Here is a 21125-nt window from a genome sequence, read left to right on the forward strand (position 1 = left end):
GACCCGCCACGGATCCACCTGGATAACGCACGCCTGAAAGCGATGGGCTTCGAAGGACTGCTGGCGGTATTCCCACGGATGGGTATTTTCCGAACCTGCTGGGGAACTCTGCAAAGGGATACTATCGAGCGGACCAGCAGCGTGAATTCCTTGGAAAATCCGGAGACTGTCACATGGATACGGATGAAAAACTGCGAGAGCAGGTACTTGACGAACTGAAATGGGATTTGGCATTGAAGGCCGAGCAAATCCTGGTGCAGGTGTCCGACGGGATCGTGACGATTTCCGGCCATGTCGCCAGCCACGCCGAAAGATGGCACGCCGAACAGGCTGTCACCCATGTTTCAGGGGTGGTGGATCTGATCAACAATATCGAGGTTGTTCTGCCGTCGCAGCATGTGCGTACGGACAGTGATCTCGTCGCGGCGGCGGTCTCGGCCTTGCAATGGAACACGTCGCTGGCCGACCAGCAGGTCAAGGTCAGTGTGGCGGATGGCTGGCTGGTGCTTGGCGGCGAAGTGGATTCGGAGCATCAGCGCCAGACGGCAGGCTATGCGGTGCGCTATCTGCAGGGGATCAAGGGGATCAGCAACGATATAGTGGTCAAGCCGCATGCCTCTTCGGATACGATCAAGACCGATATTGAAGCCGCCTTCAGGCGCAAGGCAATTATCGATGCCCACGGGATCGAGGTCCGCGTGCAGGACGGCGCGGTCACGCTTTCCGGCGCCGTGGGATCGCTCCTCGAGCGCGACATGGCCCGCTCGACGGCGGCGGGTACTGCGGGAGTGCTGAAGGTTGTCGATAACCTGGTGGTCTCGGCGGCCAGCGAGAGTCCAGACATATAGAACGGCGGCAGGTGCCGGCATGCGCTGTTTTCACATGGGCGGCGGGCGCTTCATGCCCGCCTGGCCCGCGGCGGTCAAAGTATTGGCTCACCCGCTGCCAAGGCGATGCGGGCCAGCTCGGGAATGGATTTTGCCTCGGTCCTGTCCATGATCGAGGCCCTGTGCTTTTCAACGGTCCGTTGACTGATCCCCAGGTCGACAGCGATATTTTTGCTGGGCTGGCCGGCCAGTACCAGGGCCATGATCTGACGCTGGCGTGTCGTGAGGGTGGCAATATGTTCAAGGGCGGACTGGCGGCGGGCCTTGGCGCCGGCGGTTTTCCTGTGAATGACCAAAGCCGTGTTCAAGCTGGTCAGGATGTCCTGGTAACGAAACGGCTTTTCCAGAAAGTCGCAGACGCCAATTTTCATGGCCTCGACGACCGTGGCAACACGGCTGTTGCTGCTGGTCATGATAATCGGTAGTTCGTCACCCTCGGCCCTGAGCCGGCTCAGCACCTCAAGTCCGCTTATTCCCGGCAGGTGTGTATCCACAATCAGGCAGGCCTCCTGCTCTCCGGCGTAACCCTCGAGAAACCTTTCGCAGTTGCAATAGTCCTGGACTGCATAGCCGTGGGCCTCCAGCTCCGCGCGCAAGCTGCGGCGCAAAACAAGGTCGGCGTCCACCAGGTACACGACTGGACGACAGCGCCAACGTACTGCGCTGGAAGGGTATGGGGGCAATGATTGTTCCTGGGTCGATCGGCTTACTCGCATGATTGACATTCCCGACAGGAGGTGTTTTTGAGGGACCGATTTCTCGATGCTACGCCGCCCGGGATGGGATTTATTTGACCTATGTAAAGAACTACCGATCTAGATCGTCTTTAAGCACGCCCGGCGCCCTGCGGTTTTATTCCAGGAGACACGCCGCTGATGAGTGAATGGCATATGGGTAGATTCCGAGGCTGGTCAGCCACCGCCAAGACGGTACATCGTATCGGCGTGTTCGATCTGCGTGACAGATGGTTCCGATCCGTTATGCGTTGGCTGACTCAACCTCATTGAAGGCAACCGCTATGGCCTATACGACGATCAACCCTTACAACGGCAAGTTGCTCGCGCAATTCGAGACGCTTACCGATCAGCAACTGGAGCAAAAGCTGGCCACTGCGGCGCAGTGTTACCTGACCTGGAAAAACACCTCCTATGCCCAGCGCGCGGCGATCATTGCCAAGGCCGGCGAACTGATGCATGCGCGCTTCGACGAGTTGGCCCGCAAGGTCACCCTGGAGATGGGCAAACGCATCAATGAAGCCCGGGGCGAAGTGAAATTCAGCGCCGATATCCTGGCCTACTATGCGAAAAACGCCGAACGCTTCCTGGCCCCGGAAGCCCTTCACCCGGTCGAGGGGGAAGCGCATATGGAGAGCAGTCCCATCGGTGTGGTTTTCGGCGTCGAACCGTGGAATTTTCCCTTCTATCAGCTGGCTCGCGTGGCCGGTCCGCATTTGATGGCGGGCAATGTGCTGGTGATCAAGCATGCCGGTTGCGTGCCCCAATGCGCGATTGCCTTTGAGCAGCTTCTCCTCGATGCGGGAGCTCCCCCGGGGTTGTACACCAACCTGCTGATCTCCCATGAGCAGTCCAGGCAGGTGGTCGACGACGAGCGTATCCGCGGTGTCGCCCTGACCGGCAGTGTCGCCGCCGGACGCAGCCTGGCGGCCTGGGCCGGACAGAACCTGAAGCCGTCGTCCATGGAGCTGGGTGGCAGCGACGCGTTTATTGTGCTCGAAGATGCCGATCTGGACCTGGCGATCAAATGGGCAATCTGGGGGCGGATGTATAACTGCGGGCAGACCTGTTGCGCGGCCAAACGCTTTATCGTCGTGGACAAACTGGCCGATGCGTTCCTCGAGGGATTCCAGGCGGTGCTCGCGGCGATGCTCCCCGGTGATCCGATGGATGAAAAGACCGCCCTGGGCCCGTTGTCCTCGGAAGCCGCGTTGTTGCAACTGCTTGAGCAAGTGCAGACGGCGATTGCCCACGGTGCCAAGGTTTTGCTCGGCGGCGGACGGATCGATCGGCCCGGCGCATTTATGGCGCCGACCATCCTCACTGATATCGCACCCGACAACCCGGCGTTCCGCGACGAGTTCTTCGGCCCCGTGGCGCTATTTTTCCGGGTGCCTGACGAAGAGGCGGCCATTGCCCTGGCAAACGACTCCGACTTCGGCCTGGGGGGCTCGGTGTTCACTCGTGACCTGGCCCGGGGGCAGCGTGTCGCCAGCCGCATCGAGACCGGCATGATGTTTATCAATAGCATCAGCTGGAGCGATGCCGAACTGCCGTTTGGTGGCATCAAGAACTCAGGCTACGGCCGTGAGCTCGGCAATATGGGCATCCAGCAGTTCGTCAATAAAAAGCTCGTGCGCTACGTCTCGGCCCAGGCCCCCGTCTGAAGTCCTGGCCCGGAGACATTACCGGCGCCCGGCACAGGTCGGGCGCCTTCAATGGAGCGCGTGATGTACGTCAATCTGGCTGTGCTGAAAGAAACCCATCCGCACGAGCGACGTGTGGCTCTGGTGCCGGGCCTTTGTGCAAAATTGCGCGCACTCGGCGCCAGGCTGCATATGCAGGCTGGGGCCGGCGAGGCGAGTTTTCTCCCGGACTCGGCCTATCCGGACGTTGTGTTCCTGAGCAGCGCCGGGCAACTGGTACATGAGGCCGATGTGGTCCTGGCGGTGCAGGCACCTTCCCTGGAGCTTATCGGCAAGCTGAAACCCGGTGCGGTGCTCCTGTGTTTCATCTATGCACAAAAGAATCCGGCCCTGGTGCAACGCTTGCTGGAGCGACAAATCACCTGCTTTGCCATGGAGCGCTTGCCGCGCATCACCCGGGCCCAGTCGATGGACGCGCTTTCAAGTCAGTCGGCGTTGTCCGGGTATTACGCGGTACAACTGGGCTCGGTGCACATGTCGCGGATACTGCCCAAGGTCACCACGGCGGCCGGCATCGTCGGGCCGGCACATGTGCTGGTCCTTGGCTTGGGCGTGGCGGGACTGGAGGCCATTGCTACCGCGCATCGGCTGGGCGCTGTGGTGGAAGGCTACGACGTCCGCCCGGAAACCGCGGAGCAGGCGCGATCCCTGGGGGCCGGTTTCGTCGATGTCGGCATCGATGCGCGCGGCAAGGGCGGGTATGCACGGGAGTTGAGTGAAGCGGAAAAAGCCCAGGTCGCGCAAGTCCTGACCGAACATATCCAGCAGGCCGACCTCGTCATTACCACGGCGGCGGTACCGGGACGACCCTCTCCACGCCTGGTCAGCGCCGCGCAACTGGCCGGGATGAAACCCGGGGCAGTGATTGTCGATCTTGGCGCCGAAGGGGGAGGCAATTGCGAAGGCTGCGTGCCCGGACAGACCGTCATGGTCGGTGGGGTGACCTTGATGGCGCCGCTCAATTTGCCCTCATCCTTGAGTCAGGACGCCAGCCAGCTGTACGCGAAAAATCAGTTCAACCTGCTGGCGCTGATGCTGAAGAACAATGTCATCAGCATCGACTGGGACGATGAGATCCTGGCGCAGACCGTGCTGACCCATGCCGGCCAGCTCATGGATCCAGCGAGCCACGCCGATGCCGAACCGGACCACGCCGCCAGGGAGACGCGCTCATGAACAGTGTTGGCTTCGTCGGTCTTTATATCTTCATGCTGGCCGCTTTCGCCGGCTGGGTCATTATCGGCCGGGTCCCGGCCATTTTGCATACCCCGTTGATGTCGGGCTCGAACTTTGTCCATGGCATCGTTGTGGTCGGTGGCCTGATCGGATTACTCGATGCGGTGACGGTCGCCGAACAAGCGGCAGGCTTTGTCGCGGTCTTGCTGGGGGCGGGTAACGCGGCAGGCGGCTACGCCGTAACCGGCCGAATGCTCGCGATGTTCCAGACCAGCGCGCCTGAGCCCAAGCGGCGCAAGGCCCATCATTCCGCGACCAGAAAGCCTGAAAAGGCCTGAGGCTTGAGCATGCTGATTATGACTTCGCAATGGCTGATCGGGCTGGTGTATCTCGGCGCGGCCTTTTTATTGATCTTCGGGTTGTGGCGGATGTCCTCGCCGGTCACGGCAGCGGGCGGCATTCATGTGGCCGGCTGGGGCATGCTGGCCGCGGTGATAGTGAGTTTTCTCTACGTATTTTCCGTGAGTGAAGCGGCCAGGCCGCAACTGCCGGTCAACGTCTGCCTGGCGCTCCTTGCCCTGTTGCTGGGCGGCGGGGCGGCGTGGTGGAGTGGACGCAAGGCGGCCATGACCGCCATGCCGCAGATGGTGGCGATCTACAACGGCATGGGCGGCGGGGCGGCGGCGGCCATTGCCGCCATGGAGTTGTTCGGGCATCGGGTTTTCGATCTCTCGTCGTTGGCGGGCACCTTGTTTGGCGCCCTGATCGGTGCGATCTCCTTGTCCGGCTCCCTGATCGCCTGGGCCAAGCTGGACGGTCGCCTGAACAAGCCATTACGCATGAAAGGGCTGCAACTGATCAACGCCCTGTTGATGCTGGTGACCCTGGGGGTGGGCGCCTGGTTGATGCTGCTCATGCAAGACGCAGGTGGTGCGCCGGGCAATGCCCTCTGGTTGATCGGCGTGTTCTTCGGCTGTGCCTTGCTGTTCGGCGTGTTGATGACACTGCCCATCGGCGGTGCCGATATGCCGGTGGTCATTTCCATCTACAACGCCTTCACCGGCCTGGCGGTCGGCCTCGAGGGTTTCGTGTTGCAGGTCCCGGCGATGATGATCGCTGGCATGCTGGTCGGCGCCGCTGGCGTGCTGCTCACATTGCTGATGGCCAAAGCGATGAATCGCTCGGTCGCTCATGTGCTCTTTGCCCGTTTTGGCGACCAGCCCACTCGCAAGGGGACCGCCATCTCGGGCGAGCTCAAGCCGACGGCGGCAAGCGATGCAGGCGTGGCGATGCGTTACGCGAACAAGGTCATTATCGTTCCGGGCTATGGCCTGGCGGTCGCCCAGGGCCAACAAAAGCTCTATGAGTTCGTGAAATTGCTGCAGGCGCACGGGGTGCTGGTGAAGTTCGCCGTGCACCCGGTGGCGGGGCGCATGCCGGGACAAATGGACGTGTTACTGGCCGAGGCCGGGGTGCCCTACGATCTGATTTTCCAATTGGAAGATATCAATAGCGACTTTCCCGACACCGATATGGTGTTGGTGATCGGTGCCAACGATGTGGTCAACCCCGCCGCGCGCAGCGACAAGTCGTCGCCGATCTATGGCATGCCGATTCTCGATGTCGATAAGGCCCATCATGTCTACGTGGTCAAGCGCGGGGAGGGCAAGGGCTATGCCGGTATCCAGAATCAGCTGTTTTACGGAGAAAACTGCAACATGGTTTACGGCGATGCACAGGCCGTGCTGGTCAAGATGATCGAGGCGGTCAGGGGCTTGGCCTGAGTGATCGGTCGATATTTGTTTTCGTGTTTGCCTGGCAGCGGCCAGACGAGCAACCACCACTCTGAAGAAGGGGCGTCCGATGGAAGGTAAAATGTTGGCGGCTGTTGTCGAAGCGTTTGGAAAACCATTGGTTATCCGGCATCTGGACGTCCCGACAGCCGGACCGGGGATGATCCTGGTCAAGGTCGAAGCTTGCGGTGTGTGTCACACTGATTTGCATGCGGCGCGAGGCGATTGGCCACTCAAGCCAGGGCTGCCCTTTACCCCCGGGCATGAGGGCATCGGCACGGTGGTGGCGCTGGGCAGCGGCGTCACCGCGGTACAATTGGGCGAGCGCGTGGGGGTGCCGTGGCTTTATTCGGCCTGTGGTCATTGCGAGTATTGCCTCCAGGCCTGGGAAACCGTGTGCGCGCAAGCCGAGTTTGGTGGCTACACACGCAACGGCGGATTCGCCGAGTACATCCTGGCGGATCCGGAATATGTCGCGCATATACCGGCGTCGCTGGATCCTTGTGAGGCGGCACCGATCATTTGTGCCGGGGTGACGAGCTACAAGGGCATCAAGGAGGCCGATGTCCGTCCGGGGCAGTGGATGGTTATTTCCGGTATTGGCGGATTGGGCCATCTGGCGGTCCAGTACGCCAAGGCCATGGGGCTGCGGGTGTGTGCCGTGGACATCGACGAGCGCAAATTGGCCCATGCCACCGAACTGGGCGCTGACGCCGTGGTGAATGCCAAGGGCGACGATGCAGTGGCCGCAGTGATTGCCGCCACTGACGGCGGCGCCCATGGGGTGCTGATCACCGCGCCGTCGCTCGGGGCGTTCAAGCAGGGGGTGGCGATGACCCGCAAGCTCGGCACCTGCGTCCTGGTCGGCCTGCCGCCGGGCGACTTTCCCATGGATTTGTTCGGGGTGGTCGCCAATTGCATCACGGTACGCGGTTCGTTCGTGGGTAATCGCCAGGACATGGCCGAGGCCCTGGCATTTGCCGCCCAAGGCAAGGTCAAGGCGGATATCGAGCGCCAGCCGCTGTCGGCGATCAACCAGGTCTTCGAGCGGCTGGAAAAGGGCGATGTGGCCGCCAGAGTGGTGATTGATTTCACTCTGGATTGATCGGGGTGGTGGTGGTGGTGGTGGTGGTGGTGCCGCTGACCAGTTTCATCACCACCACAAAAAACACCGGCACAAACATCACCGCCAGCGTCGCCGTGATCATCCCGCCGATCACCCCGGTGCCGATGGCCTGCTGGCTCGCCGAGCTGGCGCCGGTGGCAATCGCCAGCGGCACCACGCCGAGGATAAACGCCAGGGACGTCATGATGATCGGGCGCAGGCGCAGGCGCGCTGCCTGCACCGTCGCATCCAGCAGATCATGACCCTCGTCGTAGAGACTCTTGGCGAACTCGATGATCAAAATCGCGTTCTTCGCCGACAGGCCGATGATGGTGATCAACCCCACCTTGAAGAACACATCGTTGGGCATCCCGCGCAAGGTCACCGCCAGCACCGCGCCAAGCACCCCCAGGGGCACGACCAGCAGCACCGAAGTCGGGATCGACCAGCTTTCATACAGCGCCGCGAGACAGAGGAACACCACCAGCAGCGACAGCCCCAGCAGCGTGGTTGCCTGGGAACCGGACAAACGCTCCTGCAACGACAGGCCGGTCCATTCCAGGCCCAACCCCGTCGGCAACTGCGTCACCAGCCGTTCCATCTCCGCCATCGCCTGTCCGGTGCTGTGCCCGGCCTTGGGCTCGCCGGAAATGGCAATTGCCGGGTAGCCGTTGTAGCGGGTCAGTTGCGCCGGGCCCTGGGTCCACTGCGCCCGGACAAAGGCCGACAACGGCACCATTTTTCCGTTGCTGTTGCGCACATTGATTTTCAGCAGATCGGCCACCTGGCTGCGTTGGTCGCCTTCGGCCTGGATCACCACCCGTTGCATGCGCCCCTGGTTCGGGAAGTCGTTGACATAGCTCGAGCCCAGGGCGGTGGAGAGCAGGGCGCCGATATCGGCAAAGGACACCCCCAGGGCATTGGCCTGCTGGCGGTCGACCTCCAACTGCACCTGTGGCGCTTCGGCCAGGGCGCTTTCACGGACATTGGCCAGCACCGGGCTCTTTTCCGCCGCCGCCAGCAGCTGGGTACGGGCTTTCATCAGCACCTCATGCCCCACGCCGCCGCGGTCCTGCAAGCGGAACTCGAAACCACTGGAGGTGCCGAGGCCATCCACCGGGGGCGGCAGGATGGCGTAGGCCACGGCGTCCTTGATCTCGCCCAACGCCAGGTTGGCGCGATCGGCAATGGCTTGCGCCGAGTCCTTGGCACTACGCGCCGACCAGTCCTTCAGGGTGGTGAAGGCCAGCGCGGCGTTCTGCCCGCTGCCGGAGAAGCTGAAGCCGAGGATCATGGTGGTGTCACCGACGCCCTGTTCCGTGGCGTTATGCGCCTCGATCTGCTCCACCACCTTGATCGTGCGGTTCTGGCTCGCCCCCGGTGGTAGCTGGATATCGGTGATGGTGTAGCCCTGGTCTTCCACCGGCAGGAACGAGGCGGGCAGGCGCATGAAGCACAACCCCAGCACGACCAGCAACAGACCGTAGACCAGCAGGTAACGGCCGCTGCGTTTCAGCGCGTAGACCACCCAGCCTTCATATTTATTGCTCAGCTGTTCGAAACGCCGGTTGAACGCGCCGAAGAAACCGCCCTTGGCGTGATGTTCGCCCGGGGCAATCGGCTTGAGCAGGGTGGCGCACAAGGCTGGGGTCAGGGTCAGGGCGAGGAAGGCCGAGAACAGGATCGAGGTGGCCATGGACAGCGAGAACTGCTGGTAGATCACCCCCACCGAGCCCTGCATGAAGGCCATGGGAATAAACACCGCCACCAGCACCAGGGTGATGCCGACGATGGCGCCGCTGATCTGGCCCATGGCCTTGCGGGTGGCGTCCCGTGGCGACAACCCCTCGTTGGCCATGATCCGCTCGACGTTCTCCACCACCACAATGGCGTCGTCCACCAGGATGCCGATGGCCAGGACCATGCCGAACATGGTCAGCACGTTGATCGAGAAACCCAGGGCCAGCATGGTGGCGAAGGTGCCCATCAGTGCTACCGGCACCACCAGGGTCGGGATCAGGGTGTAGCGGATGTTCTGCAGGAACAGGAACATCACCGCGAACACCAGCAGCATGGCTTCGCCCAGGGTGTAGATCACCTTGGTGATCGAGACCTTGACGAAGGGCGAGGTGTCGTAGGGGATCTTGTATTCGACCCCAGCCGGGAAGTAGCGCGACAACTCGTCGAGCTTGGCCCGCACCAGGGTGGCGGTGTGCAGGGCATTGGCGCCGGGGCTCAACTGCACGCTGAAGGCGGTGGACGGCTTGCCGTTCAGGCGGGTGCCGTACTGGTAGTCCTGGCTGCCGACTTCCACCCGGGCGACATCGCCGATGCGCACGCTGGAACCGTCGGGATTGGCCCGCAGGACGATATCGGCGAACTCCTTCGGCGTGCTCAGCTGGCCCTTGACCAGCACCGCCGCGTTGATTTCCTGGGTCGGCCGGGCCGGCAGGTCGCCGATGCTGCCCGCCGAGACCTGGGCGTTCTGTCCGGCCACGGCGGCGCTGACATCCGCCGGGGTCAGGTTGAATCCCACCAGCTTCTGCGGGTCGATCCAGATCCGCATGGCCCGTTCGGCGCCGTACAACTGTGCCTTGCCGACACCGTCGAGGCGCTTGATCTCGTTCATCACGTTGCGCGCCAGGTAGTCGCTGAGGGCGCTTTCGTCGTATTTGCCGTCACTGGAGGTGAGGGTGGCGAGCAGCAGGAAGCCGGCGGAAACCTTTTCCACCTGCAAGCCTTGCTGGGTCACGGCGGCGGGCAGGCGCGGCTCCACCGCTTTCAGGCGGTTCTGCACATCGACCTGGGCCATTTCCGGGTTGGTGCCGGGCTGGAAGGTCGCGGTGATGGTGGCGCTGCCCAGGCTGCTCTGGGACTCGAAATACAACAGGTGATCGGCACCGTTGAGCTCCTGCTCGATCAGGCTGACCACGCCTTGATCCACGGTCTGCGCCGAGGCGCCCGGGTAGACGGCGTAGATTTCCACCTTGGGCGGCGCGACGTTGGGGTACTGCGCCACTGGCAACTGCGGGATGGCCAGGGCGCCGGCCAGCAGGATGAACAGGGCGACCACCCAGGCGAACACCGGCCGGTCGATAAAGAAATGCGGCATGCTCACTGTCCTTTGGACTGGGCGAGGGCAAGAGGGCTGTCGTCGACCTGCACCCGCTCGCCGGGCCGGGCGTGTTGCAGGCCCTCGACGACGATGCGTTGGCCGGCCTTGAGGCCGTCGGTGACGATCCAGCGATCGTTCTGCACCGCGCCCAACTGCACCGGCTGTTGGCTGATCCGCTGTTCGGCATCCACCAGCAGCACCTGGGCGATCCCGGCGCTGTCACGCTGAATCGCCCGTTGCGGCACGGTGATCGCTTCGCGGTTGACCGCTTGCTCGACGCGGACCCGGACGAAACTGCCGGGCAGCAGGTCGAGGTCCGGGTTGGGGAACTCGCTGCGCAGGATCACCTGGCCAGTGCCGGGGTCGACGCTGATATCGGTGAACAGCAACTTGCCCGGCAGCGGGTAGGCACTGCCGTCGTCCTGGATCAGCGTAGCCTTGGCCTGGTTCTGCCCGACCTGCTGCAACTGCCCGGCGCGCAGGGCGCGGCGCAGGTCATTCAGTTCGCGGGTCGACTGGGTCAGGTCGGCGTGGATCGGATTCAACTGCTGGATCAGCGCCAGGGCGGTGGTTTCGTTCTGGCCGACCAGGGCGCCTTCGGTTACCAGCGCACGGCCTATACGCCCGGAAATCGGCGCGGTGACGGTGGCGTAGCCGAGGTTGAGCCGGGCCCGCTGCACGGCGGCCTTGTTCGCGGCGACATCGGCGGCGCTTTGGCGCGCGGCGGCTTCGGCGTTGTCGTAGTCCTGGCGGCTGACGGCGTTACTCTCCACCAGATCGCGGTAGCGCTGGTGTTGCAAGCGGGTCTGGAAGGCATTGGCCTCGGCCTTTTGCAGGCTGGCAACCGCACTGTCGAGGTCGGCCTTGAACGGCGCCGGGTCGATGCGGAACAACACGTCGCCCTGTTTCACGTCGCTGCCCTCACGAAACACCTGCTGCAGCACCACGCCGGCCACCCGCGCGCGGACTTCGGCAATGCGCGGCGCGGCGATGCGTCCGCTCAGTTCGCTATTGATCGACAGGCTTTGGCTCTTGAGGATCTCGACCCGAACCTTGGGCGGGGGCGGCGTTTGCGGGGCATTCGCGGATTTGTCACAGGCGCTCAGGGCCAGCGCCAGGGCTGACAGGCAGAGCGGGGCAAGCAGCTTCTTCAACATAACAGAGTCCCAATAATGGCCCCCGCATGCTAAGGGCCGTGGTCAAGCGGTGCTGTGAAGCTATGTAGGGCGTTGGTGAAAAAGTGTGAAGCTTCTGCTCTCGGACGTGCGTAGGCGTATATCCTTCACGGTTTTCCGCTTCGTAAATTTACCTATGCCTAACATTCTGCTGGTCGAAGACGACAGCGCCCTCAGTGAATTGATCGCCAGCTACCTGGAGCGCAACGGCTACCAGGTCAATGTGCTGGCCCGTGGCGACCAGGTGCGCGAGCGGGCGAAACAGACCCCGCCGGACCTGGTGATCCTCGACCTGATGCTGCCGGGCCTCGACGGCCTGCAGGTGTGCCGCCTGTTGCGCGCCGATTCGGCGACGCTGCCGATCCTGATGCTCACCGCCCGTGATGACAGCCATGATCAGGTACTGGGCCTGGAGATGGGCGCCGACGACTATGTGACCAAACCCTGCGAACCCCGGGTATTGCTGGCCCGGGTACGGACCCTGTTGCGCCGTAGCAGCCTGGCCGACCCGCAGGTGGCCAGCGACCGGATCCTGATGGGCAACCTGTGCATCGACCTCTCGGAACGCACCGTGACCTGGCGCGAACAGCCGGTGGAGCTGTCCAGCGGTGAATACAACCTGCTGGTGGTGCTGGCCCGGCATGCCGGCGAAGTGCTCAGTCGCGACCAGATCCTCCAGCGCCTGCGCGGCATCGAGTTCAACGGCACCGACCGCTCGGTGGACGTGGCGATTTCCAAGTTGCGCCGCAAGTTCGACGACCATGCCGGCGAGGCGCGCAAGATCAAGACCGTCTGGGGCAAGGGTTACCTGTTCAGTCGCTCCGAATGGGAGTACTGAAACCATGCTGAAGATCCTGGTGCGGCTGTACCTGATCACCATCGTCACCTTCAGTGCGGCGATCTATCTGGTGCCTGAGCTGGTGATCGGGGTCTTCCACGAGCGCTTCATGCGTTACAACATGGACCAGTCGCGGGGCTTGCAGAGCCTGCTGATCGAACAGTTTCGCCAGGTGCCGAAAGAGCAGTGGCCGGCAATGGCCACTCGCCTGGACCAGCGCTTCGGGCCCTTGCAGGTCAGCTTGACCCGTGTCGATGACCCGAGCTTCAGCGCGCCGGAGCAACAACGCCTGCGCGGCGGTGAGGATGTGCTCCGCCTCGGTGATTGGGGCACGCGGACCCTGGCGGTGTCGCCGCTGGATGAGCAATGGGCGGTGGCCCTGCAAGTCCCGCCCGACCCGCTGGACGTGAACCTGTTGTACTGGAGTATGAACGTACTGATTGGCGCGGCGTTGCTGGCCTGCCTGCTGTTCTGGCTGCGCCCGCACTGGCGCGACCTGGAACGTCTCAAGCAGACCGCTCGGCGCCTTGGCCAGGGGCAGTTGAGCGAACGCACGAATATCCCGCCACGCTCCAATATCGGCGAGCTGGCGGCGGTGTTCGACACCATGGCCGGCGATGTCGAAGGCCTGCTCAACCAGCAGCGTGATTTGCTCAACGCGGTGTCCCACGAACTGCGGACACCCTTGACCCGCCTCGACTTCGGCCTGGCCCTGGCCTTGTCCGAGGATCTGCCGCCGGCGTCCCGCGAGCGCCTGCAAGGGCTGGTGGCGCATATTCGCGAGTTGGACGAGCTGGTGTTGGAATTGCTGTCCTATAGCCGTTTGCAGAACCCCGCCCGATTGCCGGATCGGGTCATGGTCTCGCTGGACGAGTTCGTCGACAGTATCCTCGGCAGTTTCGACGAGGAGCTGGAAGCCCCGGACACCGTGCTGGACGTCTTGATGCACGGGTCGCTGGACCGCTTTGTGCTGGATCCGCGCCTGACCGCGCGGGCGGTACAGAACCTCTTGCGCAATGCCATGCGTTATTGCGAGCGGCGGATCCAGATTGGCGTCAGGGTCAACCCGGAAGGTTGCGAGCTGTGGGTCGATGACGACGGCATTGGCATTCCCGAGCCAGATCGGGAGCGGATTTTCGAGCCGTTCTATCGCCTGGACCGCAGTCGCGATCGTGCCACTGGCGGCTTTGGCCTGGGCCTGGCCATCAGCCGGCGGGCGCTGGAAGCCCAGGGCGGCACCCTGACCGCTGAGCAATCGCCGCTGGGTGGGGCGCGTTTCCGCTTGTGGTTGCCGACCGTGGCCTGCTAGAGACGCTTCGCTGCTGCGGCTGGATTACTTGCGCCGCTGCTTGACCAGGCGCTTTACCCCTTCCAGCACCAATACCGCCACCGCCAGCCAGATCGGCAGGTAGGTCAACCATTCTCCCGGTCCGATGCTTTCCCCCAGCAACAGGGCGACGATCACCAGCAGCACGGGTTCCACATACCCCAGCAGCCCGAACAGTCCGAAGGCCAGCATCCGGCTCGCCAACAGGTAGCAGATCAGTGCGGCGGTACTGATTACCCCCAGCAAGGGAATCAGGGCATACAGCGCCGGCCGTTGGCTGACCACGGCAAAGCCCTGTTCGCCGTGTTGCACGAACCACCACGCCACCGGCAGCAGCAACATCATCTCGAACCAGAGTCCGCCCAGGTTGTGGGTGGCGTTGCGCCGACGCAACACGAAGTAGATCGGATAGCCGATGGCTACCAGCAGGGTGGTCCAGGAAAAGCTGCCGACCCGGTACAACTCGTTGAGTACGCCACAGAGGGCGAGCAGGGCGGCCACGGTCTGCAGCCGCGACAAGCGTTCGCCGTAGACGATGCGGCCGGTGAGCACCATGGTCAGCGGCAAGAGGAAGTAGCCCAGGGATACATCCAGGCTATGCCCGTTGAGCGGTGCCCAGAGGAACACCCACAGCTGTAAACCGAGCAGTGCCGAAGACAACAGCAATTTGAGCAGCAGCAGTGGCTGCTGCCGCACTCGGACGAGGATCGCGGGGACCAGCTTCCAGTCTCCGGATACCAGCATGAACACCGTCATGCAAGGCGCGGTCAGGAGCATTCGCCAACCGAAGATCTCCTCGCCGTTGAGGGGCGCGAGCAGAGACGTATAGAAATACATGATGGCGAACAGGCAGGACGCCAACACCGATAAAACGATACCTCTGGACACAACAGCCTCACGCAACAGTGGATTCGGTTTTTTCCGGCAGGATAGCACCCTGCTTGAACAACAAGGCCTTCAACCCGCTTTCAGCGTCGATATCGGGGAACTCCGGCGGATTGTCCAGGCGGCGTTCGAACAGCATGCCCGGCGCTTCGCGGGTCACGCCATCGATCAGGAAGTCCGAACCCACGGCCGGATCGTTCATACAGGCGAGGACCCGGCCGTCGGCGCTGAGCAGTTCCGGCAGACGGCGCAAGACCCGCTGGTAATCCTTGCTCAACAGGAAGCTGCCTTTCTGGAAGGACGGCGGGTCGATGATCACCAGATCAAACGGGCCGCTGCTGATGACTTTGCCCCAGGACTTGAACAGGTCGTGGCCGAGAAAGCCGACCTTGCCCAGGTCGTGGCCGTTCAGGCGATGATTGTCACGCCCACGGCTCAGGGCCGCGCGGGACATATCCAGGTTGAGCACATGGGCGGCCCCGCCGGCGAGCGCCGCCACGGAAAAGCCGCAGGTGTAGGCGAACAGGTTCAGCACCCGCTTGCCCTGGGCATTGGCCCGCACCCAGTCGCGGCCGTAGCGCATATCGAGAAACAGGCCGTTGTTCTGTTTCTTGCCCAGGTCGACCTGATAGCGCAGGCCGCCTTCGGTAATGACCCATTCCTCAATGGCCTGGCCCACCAGCCATTCGGCGGGGCTCAGGGGCAGGTAACGATGGTGCAGCAATAAAGTGTGTGCACCGCTGGCCAGCCAAGTGGGTGACTGGCTGATCTCCATCAGCAGGTCCTTGAGGGCTTGCAGTGGCTCGGGCTCGGGCTCCTTGAACAGCGACACCAGCACCACGCCCTGCAGCCAGTCTACGGTCAGTTGCTCCAGTCCCGGCCAGCAGCGGCCCCGGCCGTGGAACAGGCGCCGGGTTTCCGCGGGGGCGGCCGCCAGGGCCGTGAGCAGGTGAGTGTGGAGGGTGGACAAGGCGTCGGGGTTCATCAGGCGGTGCCGGCAAGGAAAAAGGGCCGGCATTCTAACCCTATCCGTCTATTTCGCTGTGGGTTGTACCGCCACGCATTTGATTTCCACCAGCAGCCCCGGGTGGGCCAACTCCGTTACGCCGACGCAGGTCCAGGCGCACCGGCCCTTGGGGAACACCCGGTTCTTGACCTCGCGGAATACCGCCATGTGCCGGGACATGTGCACGTGGTAGGTGGTCATCTCGACCACATCCTCGAAGGTACAACCGCCGGCGGCCAGCACCAGGCGCAGGTTTTCCCAGGCCGCCGCGAACTGCCGGGCGGGATCCTCGATGACCTCCAGTTGCGGCGTGCGGCCCACCTGGCCCGCGCAGTAGAGCGTGGCGCCGACCTTTACGGCAGGTGCATAACCCGCGCGTTCGGCAATCAGGGTCATGGATTCCGGGATGATGATTTCACGGTCAGTCATTGCGTGCTCCGCCACATTCACAAGAGCGCCGAGGGTAGCGTATTGCCACACCGGTGTGCCGTTCAGCGACGTTGTGCCGCATGAGCCGACCCTTGTTGTTCGCCCCGATCTGCCATCGTCATCCGCGATGGCAGGCTCGCCAATGCCTGATATACGCCTCAAAGGGCCCTTATTAAGATCGGTTTCACCGCGACCCTTTCTCTCGCCTCTGTTTCCTGTGCCATCGCCGCACTCATGGTGTTCACGCTGCAGGAAACCAAAGGCGTCCAACTTACCAGCGGCAACTGATCCGCCCCCTTGATAGAGAACCGACCCATGAAAAACTTCCGAATCGGCCAGATTGTGCCCAGTTCCAATACCACCATGGAAACCGAGATCCCGGCGATGTTGACCTCGCGCTACTCGCTGTTTCCCGAGGAGCACTTCACGTTCCACTCCTCGCGTATGCGCATGATGCACGTCAGTCCCGAAGAGCTGAAAAAGATGGATATCGACAGCGATCGCTGCGCGCTGGAGCTCAGCGACGCACGGGTCGATGTCATGGCCTACGCCTGCCTGGTGGCGATCATGTGCCAGGGCGCGGGTTACCACAAAGTCTCCCAGGAGCGCCTGGGCAAAACCGTCGCCGGCAACCACTCGAACGCCCCGGTGTTGAGTTCCGCCGGCGCGCTGATCGACAGCCTGAACCTGCTCGAATACAAGAAGGTCTCGATCATCACGCCGTATATGAAGCCCCTGACCCAGCAGGTCATCGACTATATCGAGGCGGCCGGGATCGAAGTGGTCGACTCCATCAGCCTGGAAGTCTCCGATAACCTGGCGGTCGGTCGCCTGGACCCGATGAACCTGGTGGCCCACGCCGACAAGCTGAATATCGGCCAGGCCGACGGCGTGGTGCTGTCGTGCTGCGTGCAGATGCCCTCGCTGCCGGCGATCCAGATCGTCCAGGATCGTCTCGACAAGCCGGTGCTGTCGGCGTCGGTGGCAACGGTCTACCAGATGCTGAAACATCTCGGCCTCAAGGCCCAGGTGCCGAACGCCGGGCATCTGTTGTCCGGGGCGTTCTGAGTCGGCAGCGGACGGGGTACTATGGGCGCCACTCAGGCCCGTATGCCCCGGTACCGCCCATGAAGCTCGATCCCGTCTCCCTGCGACTCTTTGTCAGTGTCATCGAAGAGGGCACCATTGCCGCCGCCGCCAAGCGCGAACATATCGCCGCGGCGGCGGTGAGCAAGCGGCTCAGCGAGCTGGAAGAGCTGCTCGAGTCGAAACTGCTCAATCGTACCAACAAGGGCATCACCCCCACCGACGCCGGGCTGTCGCTGCTGTTCATGGCCCGCAGTGCGCTGAACAACCTCAACGAAATCGTCGTGCAGATGCGCGATTACTCCCATGGTCGGCGTGGCTCGGTGCATGTCCTGGCCAATATCTCGGCCATCACCCAGTTCATGCCGGGGCTGGTCAAGTCCTTCATGACCGCGTACCCGCTGATCAATATCAGCCTGGAAGAACAGCAGAGCCTGGCGATTACCAAGGCGGTGGCGGAAAACCGCGCCGAGATCGGTATCTTCACCCGTCTGCCCCATGGCGCGGACATCGAAGTCTTCCCGTTCCGCAGCGACCGGCTGGTGCTGCTGGTGCCCGACGATCACCCGTTGGCGGCGCGGGAGTCGGTCAGCTTCGGTGAGACCCTGGATTATGAATGCGTCGCCTTGCGCAGCGGCACCCACCTCAATTTCCAGTTGATCAAGGCCGCGAACGACCTGGGCCGCTCGTTGAAAATCCGCATGGAAGTGTCCAGCTACGACGCGCTGTGCCTGATGGTGCAGGCCGGGGTGGGTATCGGCATCATGCCGCAGGGCAGCGTGGGGATTTACAACCTGAGCGGGACCCGGGTGGTCGGACTCGACGAGACCTGGGCCTGCCGTGAACTCAGTGTCTGTGTGAGGTCGCGCGAGGCGCTGTCGGTCGCCGCGGGACTGTTTCTCGAGCACCTGATCGCGCAGCGCTGAGCCTCAGCGCTGCGCGGCGGGGCTTATTGGTGCGCGCCGGCGCGCTTGAGCAGGCGCTTGCAACGTTCGGACAGGTGAAACACCTGCAGGTGCTTGCCGGCCTTCTCGTAGCGCTCGCGCAGGGTCTTCAAGGCGGCAATGGCCGAGTAGTCGACGAAGTTCAGGTGGCGGCAGTCGAGGGTCACCTGGGCGGGGTCGTTGGCCGGGTCGAACTGATTGAGAAAGGGCGCCGTGGAGGCAAAGAACAGGGTGCCATGCAGGCGGTAAAGCTTGCTGCCGTCGGCCTCCAGATGGCTGTCGGCGTACAGTTCCCGGGCCTGCTGCCAGGCGAAGTTGAGCGCGGCGACGACGATCCCGCAGAGCACGGCGGTGGCGAGGTCGGTGAACACGGTGATGACGGTCACCGCGAGGATTACCAGCACGTCATTCAGCGGCACCTTGTTCAGGACCCGTAGCGAGGCCCAGGCGAAGGTCTGTTGCGCAACCACGAACATGACCCCGACCAGGGCCGCCAGCGGGATACGCTCGATAAAGGGTGAGAGGAACAGGATGAACAGCAGGATCATCACCCCGGCGACGATCCCGGACAGCCGGCCGCGACCACCGGAACTGAGGTTGATCACGGTCTGGCCGATCATGGCGCAGCCGCCCATGCCGCCGAACAGGCCGGAAACCATGTTGGCCACGCCCAATGCCGCGCATTCGCGATCCGGGTAGCCGCGGCTTTCGGTGATCTCGTCGGTCAGGTTCAGGGTCAGCAGGGTTTCCAGCAGACCGACCATGGCCATCAGGAACGCGTAGGGGGCGACGATCCGCAGGGTTTCCAGGTTCCATGGCAGTTGTGGCAGGGCCAGCACCGGCAGGCCACCGGCAATATGCGCCATATCGCCGAGGGTACGGGTCGGCAGGTCGAGCAGGTACACCGCCAGGCCCACGCCAAGGATCGCCACCAGTGCCGGCGGCACGCTGCGGGTCAGGCGCGGTAGCAGGTAGACGATGGCCATGGTCAGCAGCACCAGCCCGCTCATCAGGTACAGCGGCTTGCCACTCAGCCAGGTTTCGCCGCTCTTGAAGTGTTCCAGTTGGGCCAGGGCGATGATGATCGCCAGGCCGTTGACGAAACCGAGCATCACCGGGTGCGGGACCATGCGCACCAGCTTGCCCAGCCGCAGCAGGCCGAAGGCGAGCATGATCAGCCCGCCCAGCAGCACGGTGGCGAGCAGGTACTGCACGCCGTGTTGCACCACCAGCGCGACGATCACCACGGCCATCGACCCGGCGGCGCCGGAGATCATGCCCGGGCGTCCGCCCAACAGCGCGGTCAGGGTGCAGATGATAAAGGCGCCGTACAGGCCCATCAGCGGATTGAGGTGGGCGACCAGGGCGAAGGCGATGCATTCGGGCAGCAGGGCGAAGGCGGTGGTCAGTCCGGCCAGGGCGTCGGCGCGCAGGCGTTGGGGTTTCATGGCGTACCTGAAAGACGAGCCGGCAGCACCGGCGGCGAAAAGAAGGGGGCGGATGGTACGCAATTGAATGGGCGGCGGCCAGTTAGCGCAGTTCGGCGAGGCTTGCCTGGATCAACTCGGACAGCTGTCGTACCGCCGCTGTCGGCGCCGCCACGGCCTGGTGCAGGACATAACCGAGCATGGGCAGCGCCGGCAGGCTTTCAATCAGCGCAAGCTGAGGGGGCAGGCCGATGCGGGTGCGTAAAGTGATACCGAGTCCGGCCGATACGGCGGCCCAGATGCCACTGACACTCGGGCTGGTCAGCACCACTCGCCAGGGGATATGCGCCTGGTCCAGGGCCTTGGTTGCCGCGCTGCGCAAAATGCATGGCGCATCGAAGACCACCAGGGGCAAAGGCAGGTTGTCGGCAGGAGAGGGCGCCGGCAACTCGCGCGAGCCGATCCAGTGCATCTGCGTTTCACCGAGGCGCGTGGCGTGCGGGGTGCTGGCGCCGGCTTCCCAGGCCAGCGCCAGGTCCAGGCGGCCATTCTCGATCATCGATAACAGCTCGGCGTTGCGGGCGATGCTGACCTCAAGGCTGACCAGTGGGTGGACCCTGGAAAAACGCCGCAGCACGTCGCTGAGCAGATGTTCGGCGAAATCATCCTGCAAGCCGATGCGCACCGTGCCTTCGATACGGGCGCCTTGCAGACGGCTGAAGATCTCGTCGTTCAGTTCCAGCAGGCACCGGGCATGGCTGAGCAGGGATTCGCCCGCTGCCGAGAGGATCAGGCCGCGCCCCGACTTTACCAGCACGGCGCTGCCGACCTGGCTTTCGAGTTTCTTCAGTTGGGCACTGACCGCCGAGGTCGAGCGCCCCAGGCGTTCGGCGGCCTTGGCGAAGCTGCCAAGCTCGACACCGGTGACAAAGGTGCGCAGTACATCCAGGTCGAAGGTGGGGTGACGCATGAGTAATCATCCACTTATTCGGGATTGTGGGTTCTATCTAATCTGATATTCGGAACTATCGTCGCTGGTTAACCTGCCTCCGTCAAATCAACAGTGTGTTGGAGGTTGTATGCCTTTTGCCCGTATTTCCCTGCATCGGGGCAAGTCCCCCGAGTACCTGCGCCGATTGTCCGAGGAGCTGCATGAGGCCCTGGTGGAAAGTTTCGAGGTACCGCCTACCGATCGCTTCCAGGTGATTCATCAGCACGAGGTGGGCGAGCTGATCTTCGATCGCGACTACCTGGGCGGGCCGCGCAGCGAGGACTTTGTGCTGATTGCGATTACTGCCGGGCGCATCAGGGATACCGCGACGAAACAGTGCTTTTATCGGCGGTTGGTAGAGCGGCTGAGTGTGGCGCCGGGGATTGATCCTGAGGATGTCATGGTGGTGATCAGCACCACCCAGGCCGATGAGTGGTCGTTTGCGGGAGGGCGGGGTAACTGACACACCGCCTGACCCGGGCAAGACCGGTTATCATGCGC

Annotated in this window: 19 protein-coding genes; 11 read left to right on the forward strand and 8 right to left on the reverse strand. The window is 63.1% G+C overall.

All coding sequences use genetic code 11. The features are described from left to right. Nucleotides 1-173 precede the first annotated feature (173 nt). Complete coding sequence (locus HX830_RS02870; RefSeq protein ID WP_177098918.1) at nt 174-848, forward strand: BON domain-containing protein; 675 nt, start codon at nt 174-176, stop codon at nt 846-848. Between the two features lie 74 nt (nt 849-922). On the opposite strand, the gene HX830_RS02875 is transcribed toward HX830_RS02870, so the two are convergent. Continuing rightward, nucleotides 923-1513 (reverse strand): response regulator, encoded by a 591-nt coding sequence (locus HX830_RS02875; protein ID WP_177098919.1) that lies wholly within the window; start codon nt 1511-1513, stop codon nt 923-925. A 392-nt stretch (nt 1514-1905) separates the two neighbouring features. On the opposite strand from HX830_RS02875, the gene HX830_RS02880 reads away from it, so the two are divergent. The 5 genes from HX830_RS02880 (at nt 1906) to adhP (ending at nt 7401) form a co-directional block, all read left to right on the forward strand. After that, nucleotides 1906-3288: an NAD-dependent succinate-semialdehyde dehydrogenase gene (locus HX830_RS02880; protein ID WP_103499067.1), complete on the forward strand. Its 1383-nt coding sequence runs from the start codon at nt 1906-1908 to the stop codon at nt 3286-3288. A 63-nt stretch (nt 3289-3351) separates the two neighbouring features. Further along, nucleotides 3352-4503, forward strand: a complete 1152-nt coding sequence (locus tag HX830_RS02885) for an NAD(P) transhydrogenase subunit alpha (RefSeq protein ID WP_177098920.1) — start codon at nt 3352-3354, stop codon at nt 4501-4503. Beyond that, nucleotides 4500-4841, forward strand: coding sequence for an NAD(P) transhydrogenase subunit alpha (locus HX830_RS02890; RefSeq protein ID WP_103499069.1), 342 nt, complete (start codon nt 4500-4502; stop codon nt 4839-4841). Before HX830_RS02885 ends, HX830_RS02890 begins: the two co-directional genes overlap by 4 nt. A gap of 9 nt (nt 4842-4850) precedes the next feature. Beyond that, complete coding sequence (locus tag HX830_RS02895) at nt 4851-6287, forward strand: NAD(P)(+) transhydrogenase (Re/Si-specific) subunit beta (RefSeq protein ID WP_177098921.1); 1437 nt, start codon at nt 4851-4853, stop codon at nt 6285-6287. A 79-nt stretch (nt 6288-6366) separates the two neighbouring features. Further along, nucleotides 6367-7401, forward strand: a complete 1035-nt coding sequence (gene adhP / locus HX830_RS02900) for an alcohol dehydrogenase AdhP (protein ID WP_177098922.1) — start codon at nt 6367-6369, stop codon at nt 7399-7401. On the opposite strand, the gene HX830_RS02905 is transcribed toward adhP, so the two are convergent. Further along, on the reverse strand, nt 7388-10513 hold the full coding sequence (locus HX830_RS02905; protein WP_177098923.1) for an efflux RND transporter permease subunit: 3126 nt from the start codon (nt 10511-10513) through the stop codon (nt 7388-7390). The two genes, adhP and HX830_RS02905, sit on opposite strands and share 14 nt — an antisense overlap. Before the next feature lie 2 nt (nt 10514-10515). Continuing rightward, nucleotides 10516-11673 carry an efflux RND transporter periplasmic adaptor subunit gene (locus tag HX830_RS02910; protein WP_177098924.1) on the reverse strand — a complete coding sequence of 386 codons (1158 nt, stop codon included), beginning with the start codon at nt 11671-11673 and terminating at the stop codon, nt 10516-10518. A 154-nt stretch (nt 11674-11827) separates the two neighbouring features. Between HX830_RS02910 and HX830_RS02915 the strand changes: the two genes are divergently transcribed. Beyond that, the gene (locus HX830_RS02915) at nt 11828-12529 is read left to right on the forward strand and encodes a response regulator transcription factor (protein WP_103499074.1); all 702 of its coding nucleotides are present in this window, start codon (nt 11828-11830) and stop codon (nt 12527-12529) included. 4 nt (nt 12530-12533) lie between these two features. Continuing rightward, a complete protein-coding gene (locus HX830_RS02920; protein ID WP_103499075.1) occupies nt 12534-13838 on the forward strand; it encodes an ATP-binding protein in 1305 nt (434 codons plus the stop codon). Nucleotides 13839-13862: 24 nt separating this feature from the next. Here the strand turns inward: HX830_RS02920 and rarD are convergent, their stop codons facing one another. Genes rarD through HX830_RS02935 form a run of 3 tightly spaced genes read right to left on the reverse strand, consistent with a single transcriptional unit; the run spans nt 13863 to nt 16176 of the window. Next, nucleotides 13863-14744, reverse strand: coding sequence for an EamA family transporter RarD (gene rarD, locus HX830_RS02925; protein WP_103499076.1), 882 nt, complete (start codon nt 14742-14744; stop codon nt 13863-13865). 7 nt (nt 14745-14751) lie between these two features. Next, a complete protein-coding gene (locus HX830_RS02930; RefSeq protein WP_177099237.1) occupies nt 14752-15726 on the reverse strand; it encodes a class I SAM-dependent methyltransferase in 975 nt (324 codons plus the stop codon). 48 nt (nt 15727-15774) lie between these two features. After that, a complete protein-coding gene (locus HX830_RS02935; protein ID WP_103499077.1) occupies nt 15775-16176 on the reverse strand; it encodes a RidA family protein in 402 nt (133 codons plus the stop codon). 315 nt (nt 16177-16491) lie between these two features. On the opposite strand from HX830_RS02935, the gene HX830_RS02940 reads away from it, so the two are divergent. Both HX830_RS02940 and HX830_RS02945 read left to right on the forward strand, forming a co-directional pair. Beyond that, on the forward strand, nt 16492-17244 hold the full coding sequence (locus tag HX830_RS02940; RefSeq protein WP_103499078.1) for a maleate cis-trans isomerase family protein: 753 nt from the start codon (nt 16492-16494) through the stop codon (nt 17242-17244). Between the two features lie 59 nt (nt 17245-17303). Beyond that, a complete protein-coding gene (locus tag HX830_RS02945) occupies nt 17304-18188 on the forward strand; it encodes a LysR substrate-binding domain-containing protein (RefSeq protein WP_177098925.1) in 885 nt (294 codons plus the stop codon). Nucleotides 18189-18211: 23 nt separating this feature from the next. Here HX830_RS02945 and HX830_RS02950 read toward each other — a convergent pair whose 3' ends face one another. Together HX830_RS02950 and HX830_RS02955 are read right to left on the reverse strand one after the other, a co-directional pair. Beyond that, complete coding sequence (locus HX830_RS02950; RefSeq protein ID WP_177098926.1) at nt 18212-19654, reverse strand: SulP family inorganic anion transporter; 1443 nt, start codon at nt 19652-19654, stop codon at nt 18212-18214. Between the two features lie 82 nt (nt 19655-19736). Then, nucleotides 19737-20603: a LysR substrate-binding domain-containing protein gene (locus HX830_RS02955; RefSeq protein ID WP_177098927.1), complete on the reverse strand. Its 867-nt coding sequence runs from the start codon at nt 20601-20603 to the stop codon at nt 19737-19739. Nucleotides 20604-20712: 109 nt separating this feature from the next. On the opposite strand from HX830_RS02955, the gene HX830_RS02960 reads away from it, so the two are divergent. After that, nucleotides 20713-21087, forward strand: coding sequence for a tautomerase family protein (locus HX830_RS02960; RefSeq protein ID WP_103499082.1), 375 nt, complete (start codon nt 20713-20715; stop codon nt 21085-21087). Nucleotides 21088-21125 lie beyond the last annotated feature (38 nt).

It is taken from the genome of Pseudomonas gingeri, assembly GCF_013385425.1.
GTDB lineage: Bacteria > Pseudomonadota > Gammaproteobacteria > Pseudomonadales > Pseudomonadaceae > Aquipseudomonas > Aquipseudomonas gingeri_D.